This is a genomic window from Actinoplanes sp. NPDC051343 (assembly GCF_044455125.1).
Classification (GTDB): domain Bacteria; phylum Actinomycetota; class Actinomycetes; order Mycobacteriales; family Micromonosporaceae; genus Actinoplanes.
The window spans coordinates 55,687-80,944 of record NZ_JBITEL010000020.1 but is presented as its reverse complement, the minus strand read 5'-3'; the positions used below and the strand labels follow the sequence as shown (position 1 = coordinate 80,944).

24 protein-coding genes and 1 pseudogene are annotated in these 25,258 nt (G+C 71.0%); 11 read left to right on the top strand and 14 right to left on the bottom strand.

Translation table 11 applies throughout. From position 1 onward, the window contains the following. Positions 1–65: 65 nt before the first annotated feature. Genes ACIA5C_RS43945 through ACIA5C_RS43925 form a run of 5 tightly spaced genes read right to left on the bottom strand, consistent with a single transcriptional unit; the run spans position 66 to position 6,541 of the window. Positions 66–2,267 carry an alpha-galactosidase gene (locus ACIA5C_RS43945; RefSeq protein WP_396066340.1) on the bottom strand — a complete coding sequence of 734 codons (2,202 nt, stop codon included), beginning with the start codon at positions 2,265–2,267 and terminating at the stop codon, positions 66–68. Further along, positions 2,264–3,478 carry a cellulase-like family protein gene (locus ACIA5C_RS43940; RefSeq protein ID WP_396066338.1) on the bottom strand — a complete coding sequence of 405 codons (1,215 nt, stop codon included), beginning with the start codon at positions 3,476–3,478 and terminating at the stop codon, positions 2,264–2,266. The genes ACIA5C_RS43945 and ACIA5C_RS43940 overlap by 4 nt, the downstream gene beginning before the upstream one ends. A gap of 5 nt (positions 3,479–3,483) precedes the next feature. Next, the gene (locus tag ACIA5C_RS43935; RefSeq protein ID WP_396066336.1) at positions 3,484–4,362 is read right to left on the bottom strand and encodes a carbohydrate ABC transporter permease; all 879 of its coding nucleotides are present in this window, start codon (positions 4,360–4,362) and stop codon (positions 3,484–3,486) included. Next, positions 4,362–5,264, bottom strand: a complete 903-nt coding sequence (locus ACIA5C_RS43930; RefSeq protein WP_396066334.1) for a carbohydrate ABC transporter permease — start codon at positions 5,262–5,264, stop codon at positions 4,362–4,364. Before ACIA5C_RS43930 ends, ACIA5C_RS43935 begins: the two co-directional genes overlap by 1 nt. Beyond that, positions 5,261–6,541 (bottom strand): ABC transporter substrate-binding protein, encoded by a 1,281-nt coding sequence (locus tag ACIA5C_RS43925; protein WP_396066332.1) that lies wholly within the window; start codon positions 6,539–6,541, stop codon positions 5,261–5,263. Before ACIA5C_RS43925 ends, ACIA5C_RS43930 begins: the two co-directional genes overlap by 4 nt. 103 nt (positions 6,542–6,644) lie before the next feature. On the opposite strand from ACIA5C_RS43925, the gene ACIA5C_RS43920 reads away from it, so the two are divergent. Genes ACIA5C_RS43920 through ACIA5C_RS43890 form a run of 7 tightly spaced genes read left to right on the top strand, consistent with a single transcriptional unit; the run spans position 6,645 to position 13,607 of the window. After that, on the top strand, positions 6,645–7,394 hold the full coding sequence (locus tag ACIA5C_RS43920) for an SDR family NAD(P)-dependent oxidoreductase (RefSeq protein ID WP_396066330.1): 750 nt from the start codon (positions 6,645–6,647) through the stop codon (positions 7,392–7,394). A 46-nt stretch (positions 7,395–7,440) separates the two neighbouring features. Then, positions 7,441–8,157: a FadR/GntR family transcriptional regulator gene (locus ACIA5C_RS43915; protein ID WP_396066328.1), complete on the top strand. Its 717-nt coding sequence runs from the start codon at positions 7,441–7,443 to the stop codon at positions 8,155–8,157. Next, positions 8,154–9,302: a galactonate dehydratase gene (gene dgoD, locus ACIA5C_RS43910; protein WP_396066326.1), complete on the top strand. Its 1,149-nt coding sequence runs from the start codon at positions 8,154–8,156 to the stop codon at positions 9,300–9,302. Before ACIA5C_RS43915 ends, dgoD begins: the two co-directional genes overlap by 4 nt. Next, a complete protein-coding gene (locus ACIA5C_RS43905) occupies positions 9,296–10,054 on the top strand; it encodes a hypothetical protein (RefSeq protein ID WP_396066324.1) in 759 nt (252 codons plus the stop codon). Before dgoD ends, ACIA5C_RS43905 begins: the two co-directional genes overlap by 7 nt. Next, complete coding sequence (locus tag ACIA5C_RS43900; protein ID WP_396066322.1) at positions 10,051–10,974, top strand: sugar kinase; 924 nt, start codon at positions 10,051–10,053, stop codon at positions 10,972–10,974. Before ACIA5C_RS43905 ends, ACIA5C_RS43900 begins: the two co-directional genes overlap by 4 nt. After that, positions 10,961–11,554 carry a bifunctional 4-hydroxy-2-oxoglutarate aldolase/2-dehydro-3-deoxy-phosphogluconate aldolase gene (locus ACIA5C_RS43895; protein ID WP_396066320.1) on the top strand — a complete coding sequence of 198 codons (594 nt, stop codon included), beginning with the start codon at positions 10,961–10,963 and terminating at the stop codon, positions 11,552–11,554. Before ACIA5C_RS43900 ends, ACIA5C_RS43895 begins: the two co-directional genes overlap by 14 nt. A 10-nt stretch (positions 11,555–11,564) precedes the next feature. After that, entirely contained in the window at positions 11,565–13,607 is a 2,043-nt protein-coding gene (locus tag ACIA5C_RS43890) for a glycoside hydrolase family 27 protein (protein ID WP_396066318.1), read from the top strand. A gap of 4 nt (positions 13,608–13,611) precedes the next feature. Here ACIA5C_RS43890 and ACIA5C_RS43885 read toward each other — a convergent pair whose 3' ends face one another. The 3 genes from ACIA5C_RS43885 to ACIA5C_RS43875 all read right to left on the bottom strand — a co-directional run bounded on the left by ACIA5C_RS43885 (position 13,612) and on the right by ACIA5C_RS43875 (position 15,542). Then, a complete protein-coding gene (locus tag ACIA5C_RS43885; protein WP_396066316.1) occupies positions 13,612–13,914 on the bottom strand; it encodes a DUF427 domain-containing protein in 303 nt (100 codons plus the stop codon). Positions 13,915–14,668: 754 nt separating this feature from the next. Next, positions 14,669–15,130 (bottom strand): DUF5709 domain-containing protein, encoded by a 462-nt coding sequence (locus tag ACIA5C_RS43880; RefSeq protein WP_396066314.1) that lies wholly within the window; start codon positions 15,128–15,130, stop codon positions 14,669–14,671. Positions 15,131–15,197: 67 nt separating this feature from the next. Continuing rightward, on the bottom strand, positions 15,198–15,542 hold the full coding sequence (locus ACIA5C_RS43875; protein ID WP_396066312.1) for a DUF488 domain-containing protein: 345 nt from the start codon (positions 15,540–15,542) through the stop codon (positions 15,198–15,200). 169 nt (positions 15,543–15,711) lie between these two features. On the opposite strand from ACIA5C_RS43875, the gene ACIA5C_RS43870 reads away from it, so the two are divergent. Next, positions 15,712–16,467, top strand: coding sequence for an SGNH/GDSL hydrolase family protein (locus tag ACIA5C_RS43870; RefSeq protein WP_396066310.1), 756 nt, complete (start codon positions 15,712–15,714; stop codon positions 16,465–16,467). A gap of 139 nt (positions 16,468–16,606) precedes the next feature. On the opposite strand, the gene ACIA5C_RS43865 is transcribed toward ACIA5C_RS43870, so the two are convergent. The 4 genes and pseudogenes from ACIA5C_RS43865 to ACIA5C_RS43850 form a co-directional block, all read right to left on the bottom strand. Further along, the gene (locus tag ACIA5C_RS43865) at positions 16,607–16,792 is read right to left on the bottom strand and encodes a hypothetical protein (protein ID WP_396066308.1); all 186 of its coding nucleotides are present in this window, start codon (positions 16,790–16,792) and stop codon (positions 16,607–16,609) included. Then, positions 16,793–17,344, bottom strand: coding sequence for an MFS transporter (locus ACIA5C_RS43860; protein ID WP_396066306.1), 552 nt, complete (start codon positions 17,342–17,344; stop codon positions 16,793–16,795). 315 nt (positions 17,345–17,659) lie between these two features. After that, positions 17,660–18,451 carry an ABC transporter permease gene (locus ACIA5C_RS43855; RefSeq protein ID WP_396066304.1) on the bottom strand — a complete coding sequence of 264 codons (792 nt, stop codon included), beginning with the start codon at positions 18,449–18,451 and terminating at the stop codon, positions 17,660–17,662. Positions 18,452–18,498: 47 nt separating this feature from the next. Then, positions 18,499–19,188: pseudogene (locus ACIA5C_RS43850) on the bottom strand (ABC transporter ATP-binding protein); the annotation flags it as partial. A gap of 97 nt (positions 19,189–19,285) precedes the next feature. On the opposite strand from ACIA5C_RS43850, the gene ACIA5C_RS43845 reads away from it, so the two are divergent. Further along, positions 19,286–20,554: a sensor histidine kinase gene (locus ACIA5C_RS43845; RefSeq protein ID WP_396066302.1), complete on the top strand. Its 1,269-nt coding sequence runs from the start codon at positions 19,286–19,288 to the stop codon at positions 20,552–20,554. Between the two features lie 121 nt (positions 20,555–20,675). Then, positions 20,676–21,326, top strand: coding sequence for a response regulator (locus tag ACIA5C_RS43840; RefSeq protein WP_396066300.1), 651 nt, complete (start codon positions 20,676–20,678; stop codon positions 21,324–21,326). 584 nt (positions 21,327–21,910) lie between these two features. Here ACIA5C_RS43840 and ACIA5C_RS43835 read toward each other — a convergent pair. Then, complete coding sequence (locus tag ACIA5C_RS43835) at positions 21,911–22,603, bottom strand: TetR/AcrR family transcriptional regulator (RefSeq protein WP_396066298.1); 693 nt, start codon at positions 22,601–22,603, stop codon at positions 21,911–21,913. Positions 22,604–22,648: 45 nt separating this feature from the next. Between ACIA5C_RS43835 and ACIA5C_RS43830 the strand changes: the two genes are divergently transcribed. Continuing rightward, positions 22,649–23,590, top strand: coding sequence for an SDR family NAD(P)-dependent oxidoreductase (locus tag ACIA5C_RS43830; RefSeq protein WP_396066296.1), 942 nt, complete (start codon positions 22,649–22,651; stop codon positions 23,588–23,590). A gap of 335 nt (positions 23,591–23,925) precedes the next feature. Here ACIA5C_RS43830 and ACIA5C_RS43825 read toward each other — a convergent pair whose 3' ends face one another. Next, entirely contained in the window at positions 23,926–25,239 is a 1,314-nt protein-coding gene (locus ACIA5C_RS43825) for an MATE family efflux transporter (RefSeq protein WP_396066294.1), read from the bottom strand. Positions 25,240–25,258: the final 19 nt, after the last annotated feature.

Here is a 25,258-nt window from a genome sequence, read left to right as displayed (position 1 = left end):
TCCGACCGGCGCCGGCGGAGGCCCTCGCCGGAGCCGCCCGTCTCGCCGGTGTAAACAGCCGATGATCACAGGCGCTCCAGCTCGAAGAGGTCCGCGTCATAGGCGGCCGTCCAGCGAACCGGCAGCCCGGCCGAGGTCAGATGACGCCCGGACGCCTCGAATCCGCCCGCCGGGCCCGACATCGCTGACGCAGGCGCATCCCCGCCGCAGTCGGGCTGGGTTATGTCGAGCTGACTTGTGCTGGGCCGGGTTGCGTCCGGCTGCGTTGTGTCGGGCTGGCTTGTGTCGGGCTGGCTTGGGTCGGGCTGGCTTGGGTCGGGCTGGCTTGGGTCGGGCTGCGCGGGCCGGGGCGGCGCAGCGGTTGGCACGACGCGGTAGCGGGCGCCGGGCGGCAGGCCGTGCAACGGCAGGCGCACATCGCGAGCCGGCACGGCACCGCCCCCGTCGAGGCCAACCGGGTTCCACGCCAGCACGACCACCCGGTCGCCCAGCGTGTACTGCACCGCGCACCGGGCCTGGTCGGGGGATCCGATCCGGTGGACCGTGCCCCGCAGGATCACGTCGCGGACCTGTTTGTAGCGGGCCACCCACGCGGCCGCCTCGTCCCGCTCGTCCGACGACCACTTCGTGATGTCGGCGCCGATGCCGAGCACGCCGGCCGCCGCCAGCACGAACCGGAAGGCGAGCGACCGCGGCCGCGGATCGAACATGCCCGGCGCGTCGGTCACCCAGGAGCTCATCAGGTGCGGCGCGTGGGCGGAGAGGAACCCGTGCTGGATGCGCAGCCGGTCGAGCGGCGCCGTGTTGTCGCTGGGCCACAGCACGTCGGTGCGGGCGGCCATCGCGAGATCGACCCGGGCGCCGCCGGCCGCGCAGCCCTCGACGGTCACGTCGGGGTGTGCACTCCGCAGATGATCGAGGAGGCGATAGAGGTTGCGGACGTGCGCGCCGTCCAGGTCGGCCGCCGACCGGTCGGCCTCGGTGCGGGGCCGGTTGAAGTCCCACTTCAGGTAGCCGATCGGATAGTCGGTGAGCAGGCGGTCCAGCGTGTCGCGGACGAACTCGTAGACGTCGTCGCGGCCGAGATCGAGCAGGTACTGGTTGCGGATCGTCGTCCGGGGGCGGCCGTCGGCCTGATAGACCCACTCGGGGTGCGCGGCATAGGGGGCCGACCTGGGGTTGACCATCTCCGGCTCGACCCAGAGCCCGAACTCGAGCCCGCGCTCGCGGACTGCCGCCACGAACGCGTCGAACCCGTCCGGGAACTTGGCCGGGTCCGGGGTCCAGTCGCCCAGCCCACCCGTGTCGTCGTGCCGGCCGACGAACCAGCCGTCGTCGACCACGAACGTCTCCACGCCCAGCCCGGCGGCCACGTCGGCGAGGGCCAGCTGCCCGGCCGCGGTGACGTCGAAGCTTGTCGCCTCCCACGAGTTGTAGATGACGCGGCCGGCTCTGGAGAGGCGCTCCGCGGCGAGCGAGCGTTCGTAGGCGTGCCAGTGCCGGGCGAGGTCGTCCTCGGCGTAGACCCCCAGCGCGACCGGCGTCGTCACGGTTTCGCCGGGAGCGAGGCGCACCGGGCCGGCGCGGCCGGCCCGCACCCGCGTCAGCCCGGCCGCGTCGACGTCGGCGGTGATGGACCACGACCCGCTCCACGCGAGCTGGAAGCCGTAGAGCGCATCGCCGTTGTCGACCGCGAGACCGGGCGAGAACTGATGGCCGGTCACACCCTGCGCGCTGCCGATCTCGAACCGTCCGCGTACCAGCGTCGTCGAGGCCGTGGTGAACTCCTGCGCCCACTGCCCGTGCAGGTAGTGCAGGGTGGCACCGTTCGGGGTCGGCACGTTGAAGGCCGCCGAACCGAGTCGCGTGATCTCCAGCAGCCGGTCGCCGCCGTTCCGCACCGACGCCCACCGTTCGAGGACGTCGGTGCCCGGGGCGAAGCGCCACCTCAGCTGGGCCTCGAGCCCGGTGACCGCGTCGGCGAAAGTGGCCGTCAATCCGTTGTGCTCCTCGGTCCGCACGAGACGCCACGTCAGCCCGTGCCCGCTGACCGACAGATCCGCACCGAGGAACGGCCGCAACCCGTCCGGCAGGTATTCGGCCGCGGCCACGTCGCCGGGCAGCAGGTATTGCACCCGGCCGTGGAAGTCGTAGGGCGACGGCCCGTCGGACACCCCGATCGGCCCCCACGCGACCAGATCGAGCCGATCATCTCGGGCCGCCACGGTGTATTCCGTGGTGGCGCCGGTCAGAGTCCACGTGCTCAAGCGCGCTCCCGGAAGTCGGCATTCAGACGGCGTTGCAGGGACACGTCCTGCCACATCGGATGGTGCGGCGCCGCATTGGAACAAACCACGGTGCCCCAGGCACCGATCTCCCGCGATTTCCGTACGGCGTGGGCACAGATCTCCGCACCCACCGGGCCCTCCTCGAAGCTCGCCTGCAGCGGGGTGTAGCCGACCCAGCCCTCGCCGAACACCAGCGGGATGCCCCGCGCCGCGGCGTGGTCGGCCGCCACGTCGAGCCAGGTGTCGAGCGTTTCCCGCATCGCCCGCCGGTGCTCGCCGTACCGCTCGTAGAGCCACCGGTCCCACTTGCCGGGGTCGCACCAGTCGTGGGTGTAGATCTCGCGGTGCGGGACGACCGTCGCATCCGTCTTCCACGAGGCCGGCGGATGCCAGTCGTCGAGCGGGGGAGCGCCGTCACGCAACAACTCGGCCCACGCCCGCTCCTGCGGGAACGGCCGGCCGGCGTCCCGCAGCGCGAACTCCTCGTACAGCTGGCCGAGCACGCCGTAGACGTACGGGTGGAAGACCGCGACGTCGGAGTTGCCCGGCAGGCCCCGCATCTCGCCGACCGGCACGCGAGCGTAGTTGACCGTCACCGGGATGCCGGGCTGCCGCTCCTTGAACCGAGCGATGCCGCGTTCAAGTCGGTCCTTCATGCCGATGATGCCCTCACCGGCGTGCAAACCGCTGTATTGCACCTCGTTGTGCAGCTCGACGAAAGCGACGATGTCGGCCAGCGATGAAGCCCGCAACAGGTCGATCAGCGCGGCGTGCGCGTCGGCCAGCACCAGCGGCCGGTCGGCCACCGGCACTGCTTGCAGCGCCCGATGCCACGCGTCGTCGACCGAGAACGACGGGCTCTGCTGGTATTCCCAGCTCGACACGATGACCCGGCAGCCGTGCCGGCGCGCCGCCCGGAACAGCTCCAGCAGTCGCGCCCGCCCGTCGACCGGCGGCGACTCCGGCACGTCGTACCACCGGGTGCGCTGACCGTACTGCCCGCCCAGCCCGCCGAAGCGCAGCGCCGACGTGTCGAGGCCGGAACCGAAGAGCAGGAACGGCATCGCGCAGATGCGTACGGTGTCGTAGCCCCGCTCGACCGCCTGCCGGAACGCCGCGTCGAGGTCGTGGAACGGCTGCCCGGGACCGCTGCGCGTGTACCAGGTGAAGTCCCACAGCGTGACTGTCATCGGTCTCATTTGTTCGACCCCATCAGCAGGCCCGAGACGAAGTGCCGCTGGAAGGCGAAGAACACGATCGCGGTCGGGATCGCCGCCACCACCGAGGCGGCCGCCACCACGTTCCAGTTGCTGGTGTAGCCGCCCTGCAGGTTGAGCAGGGCCGCGGTGACCGGCAGCTTGGCCTCGGTGCGCAGCACGGTGATCGACCAGATCAGGTCGTTGAAGATCCAGGTGGTGGCGAGCGCGCCGAGCGCGGCCAGCGACGGCCGGCACAGCGGCATGATGATGCGGGCGTAGATCGCGATCGAGCCGGCCCCGTCGATGCGGGCCGCCTCGGTCAGCTCGGCCGGGATCGAGCGCATGAAGCCGTGCAACACGAAGGTGTAGAACCCGAGCCCGAACCCGACGTGGATCGCGACCAGCGCGAACAGGGTGTCGTAGATGCCGAGCGAGTCCATCACCCGGGAGACCGGGATCAGCAGGATCTGCGGCGGCAACAGGTTGCCGGCCAGCATCAACAACAGGATGAATCGGCGGCCGGGGATCGGGTGACGGCTCAGCGCGTACGCCGCCCAGCTGGCCAGAAGCAGGCTGAGCAGCACGGCCGGCACGGTCACCTGGACGCTGATCCAGAGGGACCGGCCCATCTCGCCGGTCGTCAGGGCGGTGTGGAACCCCGTCCACGTGAACGACTTGGGCCAGGCGGCGGTGCCGTTCTGCGCGATGTCGTCGAACGAGCGGAACGCCAGGATCAGCACGAACACCATCGGCGCGACCCAGATGATGGTCAGCGGTGCCATCACCGCGTGGAACGGCCACCGGCGGCGGCCACGCCGCCGGGCCGGCGCGGCCGCCTGCTCCTGAACCGGTGCCAGCGTTGTCGCGGCGGTCATCAGAGGGCCTCCTCCCTGGTCGCCCGCACCAGGTACGTGATGATGAAGATCAGGGCGAGAGCGAAGATCACCACGGCGATCGCGGACGCGTAGCCGAGGTTGACGAACGTGAATCCCTGCTCGAACATGTACGTGCTGAGCAGCTCGGACGAGTGGTAGGGGCCGCCCTGGGTCATCGCCCAGACGATGTCGAACGTGCGCAGCGAGTCGATCACCGTGACCGCGAAGATCACCGTGTTGACCCCGCGCAGCTGCGGCCAGGTGACGTAGCGGAACCGCTGCCACGCGCTGGCCCCGTCGACCGCCGAAGCGTCGTCGAGCGTCGGATCGGTGCTCTTCAACCCGGCCAGGTAGAGCACCATGATGTAGCCGACCTGCCGCCACACCGCGGCCACCAGAACCGCGTAGAGCGCGGTGTGCGGGTCGGCCAGCCACTGCTTCTCGAGGCCGTGCAGCCCGACCGCCCCGAGCAGTGTGTTGATCGTGCCGTCGGGCTGGTATTGCACCCGCCAGAACAGTCCGGTCACCGCCAGCGAGAACACCATCGGCAGGTAGATCGCGCTGCGGTAGAGCCCGACGCCGCGGCGGGGCTTGTTGAGCGCCACCGCCAGCGCCAGGCCGCCGAGCACCGACAGGCCACCGAATCCGACCACCCAGATGACGTTGTTCTTCAGCGCGCCGAGGAACACGTCGTCCGAGGCGAGGTCGCGGTAGTTGGCCAACCCGACCGGTTTGGCCGCGCCGACGCCTTTCCAGTTGGTCAGCGACAGGTAGAAGCTGTTCAACGCCGGCCAGAACACCATGCCGACCTCGACCACCGCCGGGATCAAGAGGAACAGCCAGACCACCGGAGGCACGCTGCGGAAGCGCGCCCGCCGGTTCGGCGCAGCCACAGTGGTCACGACGCGAGGACCTTCTTCGCCGACGCCTGCCAGTCGGAGAGGATCTTGTTGACGTCGCCGGGCCGATCGAGGAACTTGGTCAGCGCGGTGTCGGCGGTGGTCTGCAGCTCGTCACTGGAGTCCCGGTTGAAGAACTGGGTGATCTCCTTGGTGTCGTTGAGCATCTGGATGCCCTTCTGCACCAGCGGCGAGAACCCGCTGGTGTCCACCTTGTCGGAGGTGGGCAGGTTGGACGACTTGGCCAGCGTGATGAACTGCTGCTGGGCGGTGGGCGAGGCAAGGTAGCTCAGCAGGTCCTTCGCGCCCTGCGGGTTCTTCGACTTGGCGCTGGCGAAGAAGCCGTCGGTCGGCGCCTCTTCGGCCACCGGCACGCTCGGGTCGATGATCGGCACCCGGAAGAAATCGAGGTCGTTGCTGACGTCGGACGGGACCGCGCTGGTGATGAACGCCCCCACCAGGTACATCCCGGCCTTCTTGGACGCCAGCGGGGTGACCGCGTCCTGCCAGGAGTAGGACCGGCCCTTGGGGTCGATGAACTCGATGAGCTGTTTGTAGTGGTCCATCACGACCTTGACCTCGGGCCCGTCGAACGGGTGCTTGCCGGCCAGCAGGTCGCGGTGGAACTGGGCGCCGTTGATGCGCAGGTCGAGGTAGTCGAACCAGCCGGAGGCGACCCACGGCGTCGAGCCGGTGCCCATGGTGATCGGCGCGACGCCCTTGCTCTTGATCGTCTTGCAGACCTGGATGAACTGGTCCCACGTGGTCGGGACCTGCACGCCCCAGTCCTGGAAGGCCGACTTGCGGTAGAACAGGCCCCACCAGTAGTAGCTGGTCGGCACGAAAATCTGCTTGCCGTCGGCCGTCGACAGGTCCTTGAGCGCGGGGGAGAAGCTCGCGCAGGCCCCGTTGCCGGTCCACAGGTCGGAGAGGTCGAGCAGATAGCCCTTGCTCGCGTAGTCACGGGCGACCGAACCCGCGTACCACGTCAGGACGTCGGGCGGGTTGCCGGAGTTGAGATATGTGGGCAGCTGGGCCCGGAACGACTCGATGGCGATCGTGTTGAGCGTCGTCTTGCTCTTGGTGTAACCCTCGACCACCTTCGTCAGCGCCGCCTTGGGATCGGCGTCGGACAGCGACGACTGCAGCGTCAGAGTGGAGGACGCGCTGCCGGACGAGCTGTCGTCACTCCCGGTAGCGCACGCGCCGAGCAGGCCGGCGACGCCGAGGCCGCCGACCCCGGCGAGGAACCCCCGGCGACTGAGGGGAGCAGAAATCATGCTGTGCCTCCTGGGTCGTGTTTCCAAGAGGTTGCATCACCGGGGAAGGCCTGTCAATATATCTTCGTAATTAATGGTTAGTCGGGTTCCCGGGGGTCGCCGCATGAGCGAGCGTTTCGCAGGTCGGACGGCAGTTGTCACCGGCGCGGCCGGTGGCATCGGAGCCGCCTGCGCCGTCCGGTTGGCCGCCGAGGGTGCCGCCGTGGTGCTTGCCGACGTGCGCCCGGCCGACGACGTGACGAAGCAGATCATCGATGCCGGCGGGCGGGCGGTGGCGGTGGTGGCCGACGCCTCCAGCGAAGCCGATTGGGCTCGTCTGGCTACTACCGCGCGTGACGAATTCGGCCAGGTCGGCGTGCTGATCAGCAACGCCTACACGGTCGAGGTCGCCCCGGCCGACCGGACCACCCTGGCCTCCTGGGAGCGCCAGATCGGGGTCAGCCTGACCGGCACCTTCCTCGGGGTGAAGGCGCTTCTGCCCGATCTGACCGCCGATGAGGGCAGCGTCGTCGTGGTCTCCTCGGTGCACGCGCTGGTCGGCCTCCCCGGTCGCCCGGCCTACGCGGCGGCCAAGGGCGGCCTGGTCGCACTGGCCCGCCAGCTGGCAGTCGAGTACGGTCCCGCGCTGCGGGTCAACACCGTCCTGCCCGGACCGGTCATGACAGCGGCGTGGGACCAGGTGTCCGAAGAGGACCGTGCGCGCAGCGTCGCCGGGACGGTCGCCCGCCGGTTCGGCACCCCGGCCGAGGTGGCCGCCGCGGTGGCGTTCCTGGCCTCGCCCGAGGCGGCGTTCGTCACCGGCACGAGCCTGGTGGTCGACGGCGGCTGGACGGCGGTGAAGTCCTCGGCATGACTCGGCGGGATGTGAGCGAAAAACGGGGCGACCAAGGGGAGACGCAATGCAGCAGTACTCGGCACGCGGCGTGCACGGCCAGACGGTGGAGGTCCTCGCCCAGCGGATCCTGACCGGTCAGCTGTCCGAGGGGGCGACCATCGACCTGATCGCGCTCCAGTCCGAGTTCGACGTGAGCCTGACCGTGCTGCGCGAGGCGCTGCGGGTGCTGGCGGCCAAGGGGCTGGTCGACGCGCGGCCCAAACGCGGCACGTTCGTCCGTCCGCGCGGCGACTGGAGTCTGCTCGACGCCGACGTGCTGCGGTGGCACTTCGCCCGCTCGCAGGTGCCCGGCCTCTTCGACGACCTGCACGAGCTGCGGGCCATCGTCGAGCCCGGCGCGGCCAGCCTGGCCGCCGCCCGGGCCACCGACGACGACCTGGCCGCGCTCGACGCCGCGGTCGCCGAGATGGCAGCCGCGGGCAGCGACCCGGCCGCCGCGGTCGCCGCCGACCTCGCGTTCCACCGGGCGCTGCTGGCCGCCACCCACAACGAGCTCGTCCAGCGCATGGAAGTGGTGATCGAGACCGGGCTGGCCGAACGCGACCGCATGGTCCACGGGGCCGGCGGCCCCCGGGACCCGGTGCCCAGCCACCAGGCCGTGGTGGACGCGATCCGGCGACACCACCCGGCCCAGGCCGCCCGTGCCATGGGTGAGCTGCTCGACCAGGCCATCGAGGACGTGGCGCGGCTCGAGTGGCCGCACCGAAGGGATACCGCGTGAAGATCGATCGCATTGAGACCTTCCTGGTGGCGCCGCGGTGGCTGTTCTGCCGGGTCTCCACCGACGAAGGCCTGGTGGGCTGGGGCGAACCGGTCGTCGAAGGACGCGCCGAGGTCGTCCGGGCCGCGGTCGACGTGCTGGCCGAATACCTGATCGGCGAGGACCCGCTGCGCATCGAGCACCACTGGCAGATCCTGTCCAAGGGCGGCTTCTACCGCGGCGGACCGATCCTCTCCAGCGCGGTGGCCGGCCTCGACCAGGCGCTGTGGGACATCGCCGGCCAGGCGTACGGTGCGCCCGTGCACGCGCTGCTCGGCGGCGCGGTGCGCGACCGGGCCCGGGTCTATGCCTGGGTCGGCGGCGACGAGCCGGGTGAGATCGCCGAGGCGGTCGCCGAGCACGTCGCGGCCGGGATGACCGCGGTCAAGATGAACGCCAGCGGCCGCCTCTCCCCGGTGCCGACCGCGGCCGAGGTCAAGGCGGTCGTCGAACGGCTCGCCGCCGCCCGCGAGGTGCTCGGCGACGACCGAGACGTGGCGATCGACCTGCACGGCCGCTCCAGCCTGCCGGCCGCCCGCATCATCCTGCCGGCGGTCGCCCCGTTCCACCCGCTCCTGGTCGAGGAACCGCTCGTCCCCGAGCAGACCCACCTGCTGGGCGACCTCGTGCGCTGCACCTCGGTGCCCCTCGCGACCGGCGAGCGCCTCTACGACCGGGCCGGTTTCCTGCCCGCCCTGCAGGCCGGCGTCAGCGTGGTGCAGCCCGACCTCTCGCACGCCGGGGGCATCTCCGAGGTCCGCCGCATCGCGGCGCTGGCCGAGACGTACGGCGCGCTCTTCGCCCCGCACTGCCCCCTCGGGCCGATCGCGCTGGCCGCCAGCCTGCAGGTCGCGTTCGCCACGCCCAACTTCCTGATCCAGGAGCAGAGCATGGGCATCCACTACCACCAGGGCAGCGCCGACCTGCTCGACTACGTCACCGACACGGCCCCGCTGCGGATCGTCGACGGCCACATCGCCCGGTCGGACGCCCCCGGCCTGGGCATCACGGTCGACGAGCAGGCCGTACGCCGGGCCGACGCCGGCGGCCACGCCTGGCGCAACCCGGTCTGGCGTCACGAAGACGGGTCGTTCGCGGAATGGTGACCGTGAAGACCGATCCGGCCCACGGCGGCCGGTGGACGTCCCTGCGTTCGGCCGGCCGGGACGGGGGCAGTCGCGACTGGCTCTGGCACCGGGTCGAGCCCGCACGCCTGACGGGCCGGCCCGGTGACCCGTTCGCCGACGCGGGCGGCCTGGAGGAGTGCATCCCGACCGTACGCGGAAAGCCGGACCACGGCGAAGCGTGGTCGCGCCGCTGGCTGTCCCTGGGTCCGGAGGCCGCGCGGGTTGACACCGACGAGTTCACGCTCTATCGGGTGTTCCTTCAGGAGGGCGATGCGCTGGTCGCGACCTATCGGCTCAGCGCCGCGCCGGGCTGGCCGTTCGTCTGGGCCGCGCACGCCCTGCTCGACCTGTCGCCGGCCGCCGTGCTCGAGGCGCCCGCCGGCACCGAGACCCGCGTCGACGACGGCTCGGTGATGTCGTGGCCCACCCCGCTGGCCGCCCTCGGGCCGGACGACGGCACCGCGACCGGCGCGATCCTGGTCGACTGCCCGCAGGTCACGGTGGCCGACGGCGAACGGCTGACCTTCACGCTCGAGGCGCCCGGGCAGCCGGTCTCGGTTGCGCTCTGGCGCAATCTGCACGGCTGGCCGGCCGCCGGCCCCTACCGCAGCATCGGTGTCGAACCGATGCTGGGCCGCGTCTTCGACCTCGCGGAGGCCGGACCGGGCGACGCCGCGATCGTGCCGCCGTCCGGCGTCGTCGAATGGCGGCTGCGGGTGACTGCGTCATGATCGACGTCGTCTGCGTCGGGGAGTCGATGGCCCTGGTCACCCCCGACCCGCCGGCTCCGCTGGCGCTCGGCGGCCCGATGCGGCTGGAGGTCGCGGGCGCCGAGTCGACGGTCGCCTGCTACCTGGCCCAGCTGGGGCTGGGGGCGGCCTGGGTGAGCCGCGTCGGCGCCGACCCGCTCGGCGACCTGCTGCTCACCACGATCGGCAGGTGGGGCGTCGACACCTCGGCCGTGACCGTCGATCCCGCCGCGCCGACCGGCCTGTTCTTCAAAGATCCGGGTGCCGTCGCCTCCACGCGGGTCTATTACTACCGGGCCGGGTCGGCCGCGTCGCGGCTCGGGCCGGAAGCGCGGGTGCCGAACGCCGCCATCACCCACCTGAGCGGCATCACGCCGGCGCTCTCGCCGTCGTGTGCCGCGCTGGTCGATCGGCTGCTCAGCGAGCGCCGCTGCAGTTTCGACGTCAACTATCGGCCCGGCTTGTGGCCGGTGGAGCACGCGGCACCGGTCCTGCGCGAGCTGGCCATGCGTGCCGACATCGTCTTCGTCGGCCTCGACGAGGCGCAGACCCTGTGGGGAGTCTCGACTCCCGACGACGTCCGCGCCTTGCTGCCCGGTCCGTCCACGCTGGTCGTGAAGGACGGCGCGGACGGTGCGGCCTCGTTCCACCCGGGCGGTACCGGCTTCGTCCCGACGCCGGCGGTCGAGATCGTCGAGCCCGTGGGCGCGGGCGATGCCTTCGCGGCGGGCTATCTCGCCGCGCTTCTCCGAGGTCTTCCTGAGGCCGAGCGGCTGACTCTCGGTCACTGCGTCGCGGCCGCCGCCCTCGGCGTGACCGGCGATGTGGCCGTGCTCGACCCGCAACAAGCGTCCATGCCCAGCGCACCCCTGGAAAGGCAGCCGGCCAATGACTTTCGATGAGATCTTCACCGGGCAGCGCGTGATGGCGATCCTGCGCGGACTGCCGGCCGACGAGACAGTGGCGGTCGCCGGAAAGCTCTGGGACGCCGGCGTGACCGTCCTCGAAGTGCCGATCGGCTCGCCCGACGCCGTGCCCGCGCTGAAGGCCGCCGTCGACGCGGCCAGGGAGCGTGGTCTGCGGGTCGGCGCCGGGACCGTGATCACCGCCGACCAGGTGCGGGCGGCCGCCGAGGTGGGCGCGCAATACACCGTGGCGCCCGGCTTCGACCCGCTCGTGCTCGCGGCCAGCCTCGCCACCGGCATGCCGCACCTGCCCGGCGTCGGCACCGCGACCGAGGTGCAGAAAGCGTGGCTGGCGGGTTGCCGCTGGCTCAAGGCGTTCCCGGCCGCCGCGCTCGGCCCGGCCTGGATCTCGGGGCTGAAAGGCCCCTTCCCCGATGTGAACTTCGTCGCCACCGGCGGCCTGAAGGTCGCCGACGCACCCACCTATCTGGCCGCCGGGGCCCGGGTGGTGGCGCTCGGCGCTGCGCTGGCTGACCCCCGTCAGCGCGATGAGATCGGCAAGTTGCTTGCCTCATAAAGGAGTAACCGTGCGCTTCCTCCGTACCCTTGCTCTATCCCTGGCCGTACCCCTCGCGATCGCGGTCCCCTCGGCCGCGCAAGCCGCCACCAGCAGCAATCCGGTTCTGCCCTACCTGGGGTGGAACACCTACTACGGCATCGGCGGCGACCCCACGGCGGCCGAGATCAAGACGATCGCCGACACAATGGTCAAGGACGGCCTGCGCGACGCCGGCTACAAGATCATTTGGATCGACGGGAACTGGGCCGCGCCGACCCCGCGCAACACCGCCGGGCAGCTCGTCGCCGACCCGGCCCGGTTCCCGGACGGGATGGCGTCGCTCACGAAATACCTGCACGCCCGCGGCTTCCAGGCCGGCATCTACACCGACGCCGGGCCCTACATCGAGGGCCAGTGCGGTCTCGGCAGCTACGGGCACTACCGCGACGACGTGCGACTCTTCGCCGGCTGGGGTTTCGACGCTCTCAAGGCCGACTGGCTGTGCGGGCGGGCGTCCGGCATCGACCCGGAAACGGCGTACCGGCAGCTCGCGACCGAGATCGGCAGGTCGCCGCGGCCCATGTTCCTCAACATCTGCAATCCGGTGAGCAGCGACTGGGGCGGCGGGCCGTACCCGCCGCAGAACCTGTCCACCTGGAGCTACACCTATGCGCCGCAGATCGCGACCTCGTGGCGCACCTACACCGACGTCGGGGTGGGCGACCCGCAACCGCAGTGGCAATACCAGTGGGTGCTGCGCAACATGGACGTCAACGCCTACCACCCTGGCGCGACCTCGCCCGGTCACTTCAACGACCCGGACTACCTCGTGCCGATGCGGCCCCTGCCCGGCGGCGGCACCGAAATGACCTTCGACGAGTCGAAGACCCAGCTGGGCATGTGGGCGATGATGGCGTCGCCACTGATCATCGGCTCGGACCCGCGTACGCTCCCGGCCGAGATGGTCTCGGCCCTGCGCAACCCGGAAATCCTTGCCGTCGACCAAGACCCGCTGGTGCGCCAGGGCGTCAAGGTGGCCGACCCGAGCGGCACCACGCAGGTGTGGGGCAAGACCCTCGCCGGCTCCGGCAAGCGCGCGGTCGCCCTGCTCAACCGGGGTGACAGCGCCGCGCAGATCACCGTTAACTTCTCGTCGGTCGCGCTGAGCGGCAGCGTGCAGGTGCGCGACCTGTGGGCGCGGTCCGCCGCGGGCACGTTCACCGGCTCCTACACGACCACCGTCCCGGCGCACGGCGTCGCCATGCTCGGACTCACCGGCACCGACCAGGTCGCCGGCACCGACCTCGGGCAGCGCGGAACCGACGGCCCGGCGGTGGCCGGGGGAGAGACCTTCGCCCGCTCTTCGAGCGGCACACTTCAGGTGTACGCGGAGGGGAAGTGGCGTGATCTCGGCAAGCGGATCGTCGGGCAGCCGTCGGCGTACGCGTCGGCCGGTGGCCGCATCGACCTGTTCGTGCAGGGCGCGGACGGCCAGGCCTGGCACGGCGTGCTGAGCGGTCGTCATCTCGACTGGACCGGCCTGGGCGGCCACCTGGCCGACGCGCCGAGCGCCGCGTTCACGAGCCCGGCCAGCTGGACGGTGTTCGCCCGCGGCGCCGACGGTCAACTGGAGTCGCGGGGTCCGAGCGGCGGCTGGACCAGCCTCGGCGCGCCGGTCGACCCGGCCGCGGACGGCTTCAACGGCCGGCCTTCGGCCGCGGTCGACGGTTCCGGCGCGGTGCACGTGGCCGTCCGGGCCCGCACCGACGAGATCTGGGAGCGGGTGCGGACCGGCGGCGTGTGGTCCGACTGGCAGAACCTCGGCGGCACCCTGAACGGCAGCCCGACGCTGGTTGCCGCGTCGGGCCGCATCTACATGTTCGCGGTAGCGGCCGACAACCGGCTCTGGCAGCGCAACTTCGTCGACGGCGCCTGGGGCGGCTGGTTCCAGCGGCCCGAGTTCGCCACCTTCGAGGTCCAGGGCGCGGTCGGCGCTGAGGCCGGAGCCGACGGCAGCGCCGCGATCGTGCTCCGAGGCATCGACGGCCACGTGCACTCGACCACGTTGTAGCCGCTTAACCCACGTCGACCTGGGTCGTGTCGAAGGCTACGTAGCCGGCGAAGTCACGACCGACCCGGTCGACGGCCCCGGCCAGCGGCTCGGGGTAGCTCCAGGCCGCATCGTGGCGAGCCTGCCCGTCGGCGGTGACGTCGTGGTACTGCGCCTTGCCCTTCCACGGGCAGGTGTACGGCGTGGCACTGTCCGACAACGCACCGGCGGCCATCGCCGACGGCGGGAAGTACCAGTTGCCCTCGATCTTCACCAGCTGGTCGTCGCTGGCCTCAGCGACGGTCGTGCCGTTGATGGTGGCCTTCACAGCGTTCCTCCTTGTCGAGATCCGGCGAGTAGCACCGGACAGTCGGATTCAACGGATGGTCAGAATGCTCGGTGCTCGGTGCTCGGTGCTCGGTGCTCGGTGCTCGGTGCTCGGTGCTCGGTGCCCGGTGCCCGGTGCCCGGTGCCCGTTCCCCCGCGACGCCGCGGATTGCGAGGCCCAGGTGGCTGTGGTGCTCGGGTGACCGGGGCCGACACGTATGAGTGGCTGGGATGCCTGAGGCCTGAGGCCTGAGGCCTGAGTGGCCGGGATACCGGCCGGCCGGAGGCCCCGGAGCGCGGGTGGCGCGGATGCCCAGGTGGCCGGAAGCGCGGGTGGCCCGAAGTTGAGAGGCCGGGTGGGGCTGGGAGGTACGAGGCCGAGTAGCCCCGGAGCCGCGAGGCTTGGTGGCCGGAAGCACGAGGCCGGGCGGCCCCCGGGACCGAGGGCCAGGTCGCCGGAAGCGCGAAGCCAGGCGGCCCGAAGCCGCGAGACCTGGTGGCTGGAAGCCGCGAGGCCGGGTGGCTGGGATGCCAGCGCAAGGTCGTGTCGGTGGTTGGGCCGGGTCTGTGAGCAGGATGCGCCGGTAATCCGGTCGTTGCGCAGTCCGCGGTGTGCCGGGTGATCGCGCCGGGCCGGTGACCGGGGTGCGCCGCTGGCCGGCCTGCGGCGGGTATCGCCGAAGGTCCAGTCCCGTCGGGTCGGGCCGGCGGTCGGACGCGGTGGGTGGCGGCGCAGACCGCCACCCACCGGCCGGTCACAGCTCGGGGCCGCTGCCGGGCCCGTTCGGGTCGTCGGCCACGTGCACGGCGGCCTCCTCGGCCGACGCGGCGCCGTAGTCGATGCCGACGTCGGTGCCGAACGCCTGATCGTCCTCGTCGGCGCCGATGCCCTCGTCCTCGGCGACCAGGCGGCCCGATCGCGGGTCCTCGTCGTAGCCGCGGCGGGTCAGCTCGTCCTCGTCGGTGTCGGCGTCGTCCTCGTTCGCGCCGAAGTCCGGCTCCTCCTCGGAGAGCCGCTCGTCGAGCGATTCTCCCTGTGCCTCCTCGGACGGCGTGGTGCCGAACCGGTTGGCCCCCGACCAGCGGTCGGCCGGCTCGTAGCCCACGTCGAGCGGCTCACCGGCGGGATCGTCCTCGAGCGTGTCCGACGAGTCGAGCAGGCCGGTGTCCTCCTCCGCGCCCGTCCAGTTGTCGTCAACCTCATCACGGTCGGTCATCGTCTCTCCCGAGTCGATCTTGGGCTATTCGTTCCCCACAACCTACTGCCGCGGCCCGGGGGACCTGTCACCCGGCCAAGACTTCGGCCAGGATCTTGGCGTGGTTGTGTTCGGTGTCATGTACGCCGTACAGAAGAGTGGTCACCGGATGGCCGGAAACCTCGTCCCGCAGCCGGTCCACCTCGGGGTTGTTCTTCAGTTCGGCGCGATAGCGCCGGCTGAACTCGGCGAACTCGCCGGGATGCCCGTGGAACCAGGTGCGCAGCTCGGTGGTGGGTGCGACCTCCTTGGCCCAGAGGTCGAGCGCCGCCCGTTCCTTGGACACTCCACGCGGCCAGAGCCGGTCGACCAGCACCCGGAAGCCGTCCCCGGGCTCGGCGGCCTCGTAAACACGCTTGACCTGCAGATCCACCCGCACATGGTAGCCGCGCAACGACCCCGTCCAGCGGCATGCACGGATGCAATCCGGTCTTGTTGCCGCATCGGCACGTCCGTTCGCAGATCGATGACGACTGTGTCGCGGGAGCGTCCAGGTCGGACACGCTAGGCGAGGACGCCCCCCGATATGATCTGGTTCGGCTATGGCGGGTCGATATGTGGCGCTGGGCAGCTCGTTCGCGGCGGGGCCCTGGGTGGGGCGGCGGCGTTCCGGCAGTCCGCGGAGGGCCGGACGCTCGGCCAGCAACTATGCGGCGCTGCTCGCGGCGCGGGCCGGGCTTTCGCTCCGCGACGTGACATTCTCGGGTGCGACCGCGGCCGAGCTGCTGGACGGCCAGGACGGTGCCGGCCCACCCCAGATCGAGGCGGTTACGGCCGACACCGACCTGGTGACGCTGACCTGCGGCGGGAACGACGTCGGGTACATCGGCCGGCTGATGGTGGGCAGCCTGGTGTGGCCGCTGAGTTCGCTGCCCGGGGCCCGACGTGAGGCGGCCGAAACCGACGCGCAGACCTCGGAGCGCCTGGCCGCGCTGCCCGCTACCTTCGACCGTCTGCTGACCGCGGTGCGGCAGCGGGCACCGCACGCCCGGATCGTTCTGGTCGACTATCTGACCATCCTCCCGCCGGACGCGTCGACCCCGACCGGGCGGCTGCCGGCGTCGGTGGCTTCCTGGGCCCGCGACGTCGCCTCCCAACTGAGCGCGGAGACGCGCGCCGCCGCGGCTCGGCACGACTGCGGATTCGTGGCCGCCTCGGAGGCGAGCCGCGACCGTCACGCCTGGTCGGCGTCCCCCTGGACCCGGCGGTACGGCCTGTGGCCGCGCGACGGCGCCCCTTTCCACCCCAACCAGGCCGGCATGCGCGCCGTGGCTGACCTGCTCGAAGCCGCAATCTGAGCAGATCGCAGACGGTGCGCTGCCGCCACCGTCTGCGCGCGAGGCGGATCGGCGTGCCGCCTGGTCGCTCTCACTGCTGCTCATGACCGTAGCCACTTGGTCGTCCTTTCCGTCGTCGGCTGGGGCCCATTGCGGTCGCTCAGAAAGGGTCGGTGGTGAGCCTGCGCAGGCCACCTCGCAGACTCGCGAACAGGGCGATGGCGAAGACCCAGGCGCCGAACACAAGGCTGGTGGTTGCCGGCCCGAACCGGTCGAGCAGCACCCCGGCGATGCCTGCGCCGACCGGGAAACTGCTCCAGACAACCAATTTGAACGCGGTGCCCACTCAACTTTGCAGGCTGTCGGGGGTGACGGACAGCTGATAGCTCAAGGACGCGATGCCGAAGATTTGCGCGGTCGCAACGAACAGCACCAGAAGCGGGGCGATGATCAGCACGACGTTGGAGGACAAGCCGATCAGAACCCACAGAGCGGCTTGGCACCACATGACGCCGATGAGGATCCGGCCGAACCCGAACCTCGCCCTGAGCCGCGAAGCGAGGACTGAGCCGGCAACTCCGCCGATCCCGACGGTGGAGAGTACGACACCGATGACGGCCGCCGAGGCGTGTGCTCGCTGGGCGGCGATGATGACGACCAACTCCGCGCCGGCCATGGCCAGTTGCAGCCCCGCCGCCGCGGTTGCGACGGTACGGATGACGGGATGGGACCACAGCCACCGGACGCCGACCGCGATATCCGACCGCAACTTCGTCCGGGCCTTCTCCCGCGCTGCTGAAACTCGAACCGAACGGCGGCCAGCGCGATCGCCGAAGCCAGGTAGGAGACGGCGTCGGCCAGAAACGGCAGGCCACGGAAAGCTGGAAGAGGCTTCCACCCAATGGCGGCGCCAGCACGGCCGTCGCTGAACTGGTCGCCTGTTGCGCGGCCACGGCGGACGTCAGCTGATTCTTCTCGACGACGTTCGGCAGGGCGCCCGCGTCCGCGGCGCTGAAGAAAACGTAGAACACGCCGCCGACGAATCCCGTCACATACAGCTCGCCCCGACCGGCTCGGCGAGCGACACTTCAACACCTTCATCGGGATTCCACGTCGATCGGCTCGTCGACGCCGGCCAGGTTGCTCTACGGCATTACACAGCGGGACGACGATTTCGCCCGACATCCACCACACAATTCGCGCCAGAGTCTGGTCAGGGATCACGGCGTTTCACCACGATCACAGCGGCCAGGATGGCGGCGAAAGACCAGGCGGCGTAGACGACCCACGAGCCGGTCAGAGTCGGCGGATAGTGGCCGTACTCGTAACCGTTGAGCGTCGACAGCCGGCTGAGGGCCGTTCCGGGGAGTGCGTTGTGCAGGTCGGCCGTCCAGCGGTGCACCGACGAGTCGATCAACAAGGGCAGCAGGAGCAAGACCCCAACCGTGGCCAGCACGCTGCCCGCGGTGTGCCGGATCAGCGCCGCGATGCCGAGACCGATCAGCGCGCTCACCGGCACGTAGAGGGCGAAGCCCAGCAGCGCCCTCAGCGCGCCGGGGTGTCCGATCGAGATCCCCGAGTGTTTCGAGGACAGGATGGCCTGCGAACTCCAGAAGGCCAGACCGCCCGCGGCCAGTCCGACGCCGAGCATCACCGGGGCCAGCACCGCCGCCTTGGCCGCGATCACGGACCGCCGGGCGGGCACCGCGGCCAACGTGGTGCGCATCAGGCCGGTGCCGTACTCGCCGGCCAGCATCAGCGCGCCCAGGCTGCCGGTGATCAGCACCAGGACGCTGACGCCGACGGACGGAAAGGCATCCCACAGCGGGTCGTAGTGAGTGGCCCACCAGCGATCGGCGGGATTGACGTAGTGCAGGCGGTCGGTCGCGCTGTTGATCGCCGCGCCGATGAAGAAAAGGACGGCTAGGCCGCACGCCCACGGCGTCGAACGCAAGGACCAGAATTTGATCCATTCGGCGGCGACCAGGTCGCGGAAGCCGTTCATAGTCCCTCCCCGGCGGTCATCTGCAGAAACGATTCCTCGAGCGTTCCGCCGCGGGCGGCGAAGGCCGAGCGGCTCTCGGCGGCGATCAACCGCCCGCGGCCGATCACGATCAGTTCGTCGGCGGTCCGGTCCATCTCGCTCATCAGATGGCTGGACACGAACACGGTCCGCCCTTCGGCCGCCAACCCGTGGAATAGACCGCGCACCCAGTGCACACCCGACGGGTCGAGCCCGTTGAACGGCTCGTCGAACATCAGCACCGGCGGATCACCGAGCAGCGCCCCGGCGATTCCCAGCCGCTGCCGCATGCCCAAGGAATAGGTGGCGACGCGCTTTCGAGCGAACTTCGAAAGGTCCACGGCATCGAGCACCTCGTCGACCCGGGTGCGCGGGATCCGGTTGCTGCGGGCCAATGCGGCCAGGTGGGCCCACCCGCTGCGGCCCGGATGCACGTCATGACCGTCGAGCAGAGCACCGACGCGGCGCAGGCCACGCGCCAGGCTCCCGAAGTGCACCCCTCCGACGGTCACGTCGCCGCCGCACGGCCGGGTCAGGCCGAGAACCATCCGCAATGTCGTGGATTTGCCGGCACCGTTGGGGCCGAGGAAGCCGGTCACCCGCCCCGGCCGCACGGTGCAGGAGAGGCGGTCGACGGCGAGCGTCCCACCGTATCTCCGAGTCAGTTCACGCATCTCGATCACGCCGACAACGCTGCCTGGCGGCAGCCTTCGAAACATCGGCCCGTGGGGTACACCGGCCGGGTGCGGCATTGGCCTGCGGGCGTACGCCTGAAGGCCGATGCCGTCGCCGCCCCCGCCCTCTAATCTGGGCCGCATGAAGCAGCCCGCCGTGACCTGGAGCAGCGCGATCGCCTACCCGATCGTGCTGCTGCTGGCGATCACCCGGGTCGTGCCCGACGGATTGCTGGCCCTGGCACCCCTGCTCGCCTTCGGGCTGGTTCGGCGTGTGCCGCTGACCGGAGTGGCCGCGTTGCTGGCCGGGTCCCTGCTGACGGCGACGACCGCGCTGACCGGCGCTTCCAACCTCTCGGTGGTCGGCTATGGGCAGGCCCTGGTCACGGACGTAGCCCTGGCCTACGCCGTCTCCGTGCGGCCGCGACGGCTGACGCTGATGGCCGCTGTCCTGCTGTTCGCCGGCCAGACCCTGGCTGCCACCTTCTATATCGCCGGCAGCAACAACTACTTGCGCGGACTGCTGTTGCTGGCCCTCGCCGTCGCGACCGCCTGGCTGGCCGGTGACGGCATTCGCGCCCGGCGGGCCGCCCGCTCGCTCGAGACCGCCCGAGCCGTGACCGCCGAACGCCTACGCATTGCCCGGGACCTGCACGACCTGGTGGCCCACAGCGTCGGCGTGATCGCCATTCAGGCCGGTGTCGGCGCCCGCGTCATCGACACCCAGCCGGCCGAGGCCCGCAACGCCCTCACCGCGATCGAGCAGACCAGCCGCGAGACCCTGGCCGCGCTGCGACGGGTGGTGGGCGGCCTTCGCGAGGCGGATAGCTCGTCGCCGGGCGGAGTTCCGAAGGGTTCGGCGGCGTCGTTGCCCGCAGCCTCCCTGAGCACCGGTCGGCCGCCCGGCCGCGCGACCCGAAAGGAGGCGCCGGCGCCCGCCGGGCCGGCGTCGCCCGGCCCCTTCCCGGCCGACCCGTCGCTGCCGGGATTGGCGGATCCGTCGCTGCCGGGATTGACCGATCCGTCTCAGCCGGGGCTGGCCGACATCGAGCGGCTCGCCGAGGCGGCGCGTGTCGGCGGGGTCCGGTTCGACATACGGTGGTTCGGCCCGGCGGCCGCGGTGCCACCCGACCTCGATCTGTCCGCTTACCGCATCGTCCAGGAGGCGGTCACCAACGTGCTTCGTCACGCGCACGCACGCTCGTGTGTCGTCACCATCGGTTCTGCCCCTGAAGAGTTGTCGATCGAGGTCGTCGACGACGGCCGGGGCGGCGACTTCGCGCCCGGGTTCGGCCTGATCGGCATGCGCGAGCGGGCCGAGCTGCTGCACGGCCACTTCGCGGCCGGGCCGCGCCCCGGCGGCGGGTTCCGGGTCGCGGCGACGCTTCCGCTTCCGGCGGTGCCTCAATGACCGAACGCATTCTGCTCGCCGACGTTCAGCCGGTGGTCCAAGACGTTGGCGTTCGGGTCGCCGTTGCCGGTCAAGAGCCAGGCCGCACCGGCTTGCTGGGCTTGGTTGCGGCGGTGTCGCGATGACTGTGCGCGTCCTGCTCGCCGACGATCAACCGCTGGTTCGGGCGGGCTTGCGGGTGCTGATGGCCGACACCCCCGACCTCCAGGTGGTGGGTGAGGCCGCGACCGGGGCGGAAGCCGTCCGCCTGGCCCGTGACATGTGCCCCGATGTGGTCATCATGGACATCCGCATGCCTGGCATGGACGGCATCGAGGCCACTCGCGCCATCACCGCGGCCGGCAGTTCGCCTCGTGTGCTGGTCCTGACTACGTTCGACCTTGACGAATACATCTATGGCGCTGTACGCGCCGGTGCGAGCGGTTTCCTGGTCAAAGACATGGACCTTGAAGAGATCCTGGCCGCGGTTCGCGTGGTTGCCGCTGGGGAGGCGCTTCTGGCCCCGAGCGTCACGCGACGGGTGCTGAGCGCCTTCACGCAGGCGACCACGCCGAAGCCGTCGCGGCCGCTGAAGGGCGTCACCGGCCGGGAGCGGGAGGTCCTCGTGCTTGTCGGCCGCGGCCTCTCCAACGGCGAGATCGCCGCCGAGCTTCTCATCAGCGCCGCCACGGCCAAGGCGCATGTCGCCCGCCTCTTGTCCAAACTCGACGCGCGCGACCGGGTGCAGCTGGTGATCCGCGCGTACGAGTGCGGTCTGGTTAGCCCTACCTGAAGTGGGGGCGCTGGCGGGATCGAAGAGCGTCCGGATTCTCCGTAGCTTCGGTTGACGACCGAATCCGGGAAGGGAAACGCCATGCGAGGAGCTCAACCCGTACGCGTAGCTGTTGCTGCGACGCTGGCCGGCGCCCTGCTTCTGGCCGGCGCCGCACCGGCCGCCTTTGCCGGCGGCAAAGGCGGCTTGCAGTCCGCTGTGGACGGTCTGCACGCGATCGGTATCACCGTTCAACCCGACCGTCGCCGACGCCGCCGGCTCGATGGTCACCACCCCGACCGACCTCGCGCGGTCCTGGCGGGCGCTGCAGAGCGGCCGGCTGCTCGCGCCGGCCCAGATGGCGCAGATGCGCCGTACGGTCCCGGCGCCGGCGCTGGCCGGCGCGTTCCCCGGCGCCCGCTACGGACTGGAAATCATGTGGATCGATGACAGCGGCGGACGTACCGGGCATGAGCACCCTCAACGGCGTCTGCCCGGACGGCCGGCGGGTGGTCGTGCTGTCCATGTCGGCCGAATTCGGCCGACATGGACAGCGAGGTGGCCACCTATCGGCGGGCGCAGGAACTGATTGACGACACTCTCTGCTAGGAGTGCCGCAGGGCGGTCAGGAGCAGGTCGACGGCGATGGTCATGCGCTCGACGAACTGCTCCCGGCCGGCCACCTCGTGCTTGAGGCCGCTGCAGGTGCTCAGCAACGTCCGGGCGACGGCGTCCGCTGCGCTGCTGCTTTTCGCGGACGCTTCAGTTGCGACCGCGGCCGTGACCGCCGCGGCGATGGGCGGCGCTCCGGTTGCGCTCGCGGCCGTGATGGGCGGCGCTTCGGTTGCATTCGCGGCGGTGGGCGTCGCGGCGATCGGGGGCGCTTCAGATGCGACCGCGGCGGTGACCATCGCGGCGAAGCGCTCGGGATAGTCGACGACTATGCGTCCGAGCAGGTCGGGGTTGGTGTCCATGAGGATTGCCACGTCTTTCGCCATCGGGCCGATGTATCGGCCGGTCCAGGCGTCGAACGCCTCGACCAACCTGTCCCGCAGGGGGCGGCCGGTGTCGTCGAGGGACCTCTGCGCGGCCGCGAGGTCGTCGTCGAGGGCCTGGGTGACGGCGGCCCGGAACAGCTGCTCCTTCGACGTGAAGAGGAAGTAGAGGCCGGGGCGGGAGATGTCGGCGGCGCGGGCGACATCTTCCATTGACGTCTTCCGGTATCCGTAGCGGGCAAAAGTCGCGAGCGCGGCCGCCAGGACGCGCTCGCGACGGCCGTTCTCCAGATCATCACTCACGAGACGTACCTTACAACATAGGCTCAACTTGTATAGTTTACCGTCATGGCTAGTTCAACTGCTGACGACGTTGTCCGTGGCGTCGATCTGACCGGTCTCCGGGCCGTCGTGACCGGGGCCTCCTCGGGCATCGGCGTCGAAACCGCCCGTTCCCTCGCCCGAGCCGGCGCCGACGTCACGCTCGCCGTCCGCAACACCGACGCGGGAGCCCGCACGGCCGACGACATCACCGCGACGACCGGCAACCGCAACGTCCACGTCAGCGCGCTCGACCTGGCCGACCGCGGCTCGGTCGCCGCCTTCGGCGGCCGGTGGTCCGGCCCGCTGCATCTGCTCATCAACAACGCCGGCGTCGTGGTCAGCCGCTTGCGGCGTACGCCCGAAGGATACGAACTGCAGTTCGCCACTAATCATCTCGGCCATTTCGCGCTGAGCCTGGCCCTGCACGACGCCCTCGCCGCGGGTGCCCGGGACCGCGGCGAGGCCCGTATCGTCGCGGTCAGTTCCACCGCCCACATGAGGTCGCCGGTCGTCTTCGACGACATCCAATTCGAGCGCCGCGACTACGACCCGCAGTCCGCCTACGCCCAGTCGAAGACGGCCAACTCGCTGTTCGCCGTCGAGGCCACGCGCCGCTGGCAGCCGGACGGCATCGTCGCCAACGCGGTCAACCCGGGCGGCGTCGCGACCGGGCTGCAGCGTGACTTCACGCCGGAGCAGAACGCGTACCTGGCCGCGGCCGAGGCCTCCGGGGCCTTCGCGTGGAAAACTCCGCAGCAGGGGGCCGCGACGACGCTCGTCGCCGCGGTGGCGCCGGAGTTCGCACACACCGGCGGCCACTATCTCGACGAGGGCCGCGAGGCTCCGGTCGTCCCGAACGACGCCGACCTGTTCACCCACAGCCACGGCGTCAAACAGTGGGCCCTCGACCCCGACGACGCCCGGCACCTGTGGACGGTGTCGCTCGACCTCGCCGGCCTCCGCTGAGGGAGGCGTGCAAGGAAGCGGCCTCCCAAGGAGTTGCCACGCCGCGAAGGCGCAGCGGACCACGGCGTGGCCAAGGGAGTTGGCACGGGCCTCGGAGGCGGAGCGGACCACGGCGTGGCCAAAGGAGTTGGCACGGGCCTCGGAGGCGCAGCGGACCACGGCGTGGTCAAAGGGAGTTGCATCGGGCCGCGGGGGCGGCAAACTGTTGCGTGGCCAAAGGGAGCTGCTACGCGCCGCGGAGGCGCGGCGGACCACGGGGCGGTCAAAGACCGCCGGTGAAAGAGCAAACGCGGCCACGGGGATCAGGGGCGCCCCATCTCGTGCGCCGCGCCGCTTCACGTCGCCGGCCGTTGGGAACGGTTCGTGTGGGTGGCGTCCGCCGCCGCCCGGTCAGAACGGGACGGACGCGGGTGTGACACGAGCAGGGCGATCGTCGCCGACAGCAGTTCGCCCAGGGCGAGTGCGGCCCACACCCCGTCGGCCGAGCGGCCCAAAAGGGCGACCAACGGCGCCTTGACCAGCAGCAGGGTGCCGATCGAGAGCAGGTAGGCCTGGCCGGTGCGGCCGACGGCCTGGCAGTAGGCGGACACGAGCGGGGTCACCCCGGCGAAGGTGAAGCCCAGCCCGATGATCCGCAGGGCGTGGCCGGCGCCCTCCGAAGCCGCGGGCAGGAAGAAGCCGACCAGCGGGCCGGCTGACAGGACGACGACTGCGGTGGCCAGCAGGCCGTAGATCAGCGACGCCCGCAGCGCCAGCGACCGGGCGCGGGCGACCCGCCAGGCCGAGCCGCGGCCGGTGTTGTAGCCGACTATCGGTTGCAGGCCCTGGCTGATGCCCATCTGCGGCATCATCACGAAGGTCTGGATGCGGGCGCAGACGGCGTACGCGGCGAGCGCGGCCGTCCCGGCGAGGGACTTGTTGACCAGCACGACCAGCAGCGTGGCGCCGAGGCCGGCCAGGAACGAGGGGGCTCCGACGCCGACCAGGGCGCGCACGGTCGGGCCGTGGAACCGCAGGTCGGAGCGGCGGATGCGGTAGGGGCGGTCGCGCTGCGCGAAGAAGAACCAGAGGCTCAAGCCGGCCGACACCGCCTGCCCGCCGAGCGTGCCGAGCGCCGCGCCGGCTATCCCCAGGTGCAGCCCGAAGATGAGCACCGGGTCGAGGGTGATCTGGACCAGCACCGGCACGACCCACTGCAGGGTGGAGAACCGCATCCGGCCCTCGGCCCGCATCAGGCTGGAGAAGCCGGTCGAGAGGAGCGCACCGGCCAGGATGATCACCGCGTACGGCCGGGACGTGCCGGAGGTGTCACCGAGCAGGGTGAGCAGCGGGTTCAACGCGAGCAGGCCGACGACGGTGATGGAGGCGGCCGTGGCCCAGAAGACGGCGAAGGCGTTGCCGGCGGCTCGCGCGGCCGACGACGGATCACCGGCGCCTAAGGAGCGGGAGACCAGGGAGGCGCCGCCGACGCCGACGGTGGTGGACACCGCGCCCAGCACGAGGAATACCGGTGCGATCAGATTGACCGCCGCCATTGCCGACGGTCCGACGCCGCGCGCGACGAACCAGGCGTTGGTCAGTGCATAGATCCCGTAGGCGCCCACCGACAGGGTGGTTTGCGTGCACGCCTGCCAGAGCAGCCGGCCCACCGGCCGGTCACCCAGGCCG

What these genes read in the sequence shown, in the direction of transcription:
- ACIA5C_RS43940 (WP_396066338.1), bottom strand. Translation starts at nt 3,478, where the DNA reads ATGACAGTCACGCTGTGGGACTTCACCTGGTACACGCGCAGCGGTCCC.
- ACIA5C_RS43935 (WP_396066336.1), bottom strand. Translation starts at nt 4,362, where the DNA reads ATGACCGCCGCGACAACGCTGGCACCGGTTCAGGAGCAGGCGGCCGCG.
- ACIA5C_RS43925 (WP_396066332.1), bottom strand. Translation starts at nt 6,541, where the DNA reads ATGATTTCTGCTCCCCTCAGTCGCCGGGGGTTCCTCGCCGGGGTCGGC.
- ACIA5C_RS43920 (WP_396066330.1), top strand. Translation starts at nt 6,645, where the DNA reads ATGAGCGAGCGTTTCGCAGGTCGGACGGCAGTTGTCACCGGCGCGGCC.
- ACIA5C_RS43915 (WP_396066328.1), top strand. Translation starts at nt 7,441, where the DNA reads ATGCAGCAGTACTCGGCACGCGGCGTGCACGGCCAGACGGTGGAGGTC.
- ACIA5C_RS43905 (WP_396066324.1), top strand. Translation starts at nt 9,296, where the DNA reads ATGGTGACCGTGAAGACCGATCCGGCCCACGGCGGCCGGTGGACGTCC.
- ACIA5C_RS43900 (WP_396066322.1), top strand. Translation starts at nt 10,051, where the DNA reads ATGATCGACGTCGTCTGCGTCGGGGAGTCGATGGCCCTGGTCACCCCC.
- ACIA5C_RS43895 (WP_396066320.1), top strand. Translation starts at nt 10,961, where the DNA reads ATGACTTTCGATGAGATCTTCACCGGGCAGCGCGTGATGGCGATCCTG.
- ACIA5C_RS43880 (WP_396066314.1), bottom strand. Translation starts at nt 15,130, where the DNA reads ATGACCGACCGTGATGAGGTTGACGACAACTGGACGGGCGCGGAGGAG.
- ACIA5C_RS43870 (WP_396066310.1), top strand. Translation starts at nt 15,712, where the DNA reads ATGGCGGGTCGATATGTGGCGCTGGGCAGCTCGTTCGCGGCGGGGCCC.
- ACIA5C_RS43855 (WP_396066304.1), bottom strand. Translation starts at nt 18,451, where the DNA reads ATGAACGGCTTCCGCGACCTGGTCGCCGCCGAATGGATCAAATTCTGG.
- ACIA5C_RS43845 (WP_396066302.1), top strand. Translation starts at nt 19,286, where the DNA reads ATGAAGCAGCCCGCCGTGACCTGGAGCAGCGCGATCGCCTACCCGATC.
- ACIA5C_RS43840 (WP_396066300.1), top strand. Translation starts at nt 20,676, where the DNA reads ATGACTGTGCGCGTCCTGCTCGCCGACGATCAACCGCTGGTTCGGGCG.
- ACIA5C_RS43830 (WP_396066296.1), top strand. Translation starts at nt 22,649, where the DNA reads ATGGCTAGTTCAACTGCTGACGACGTTGTCCGTGGCGTCGATCTGACC.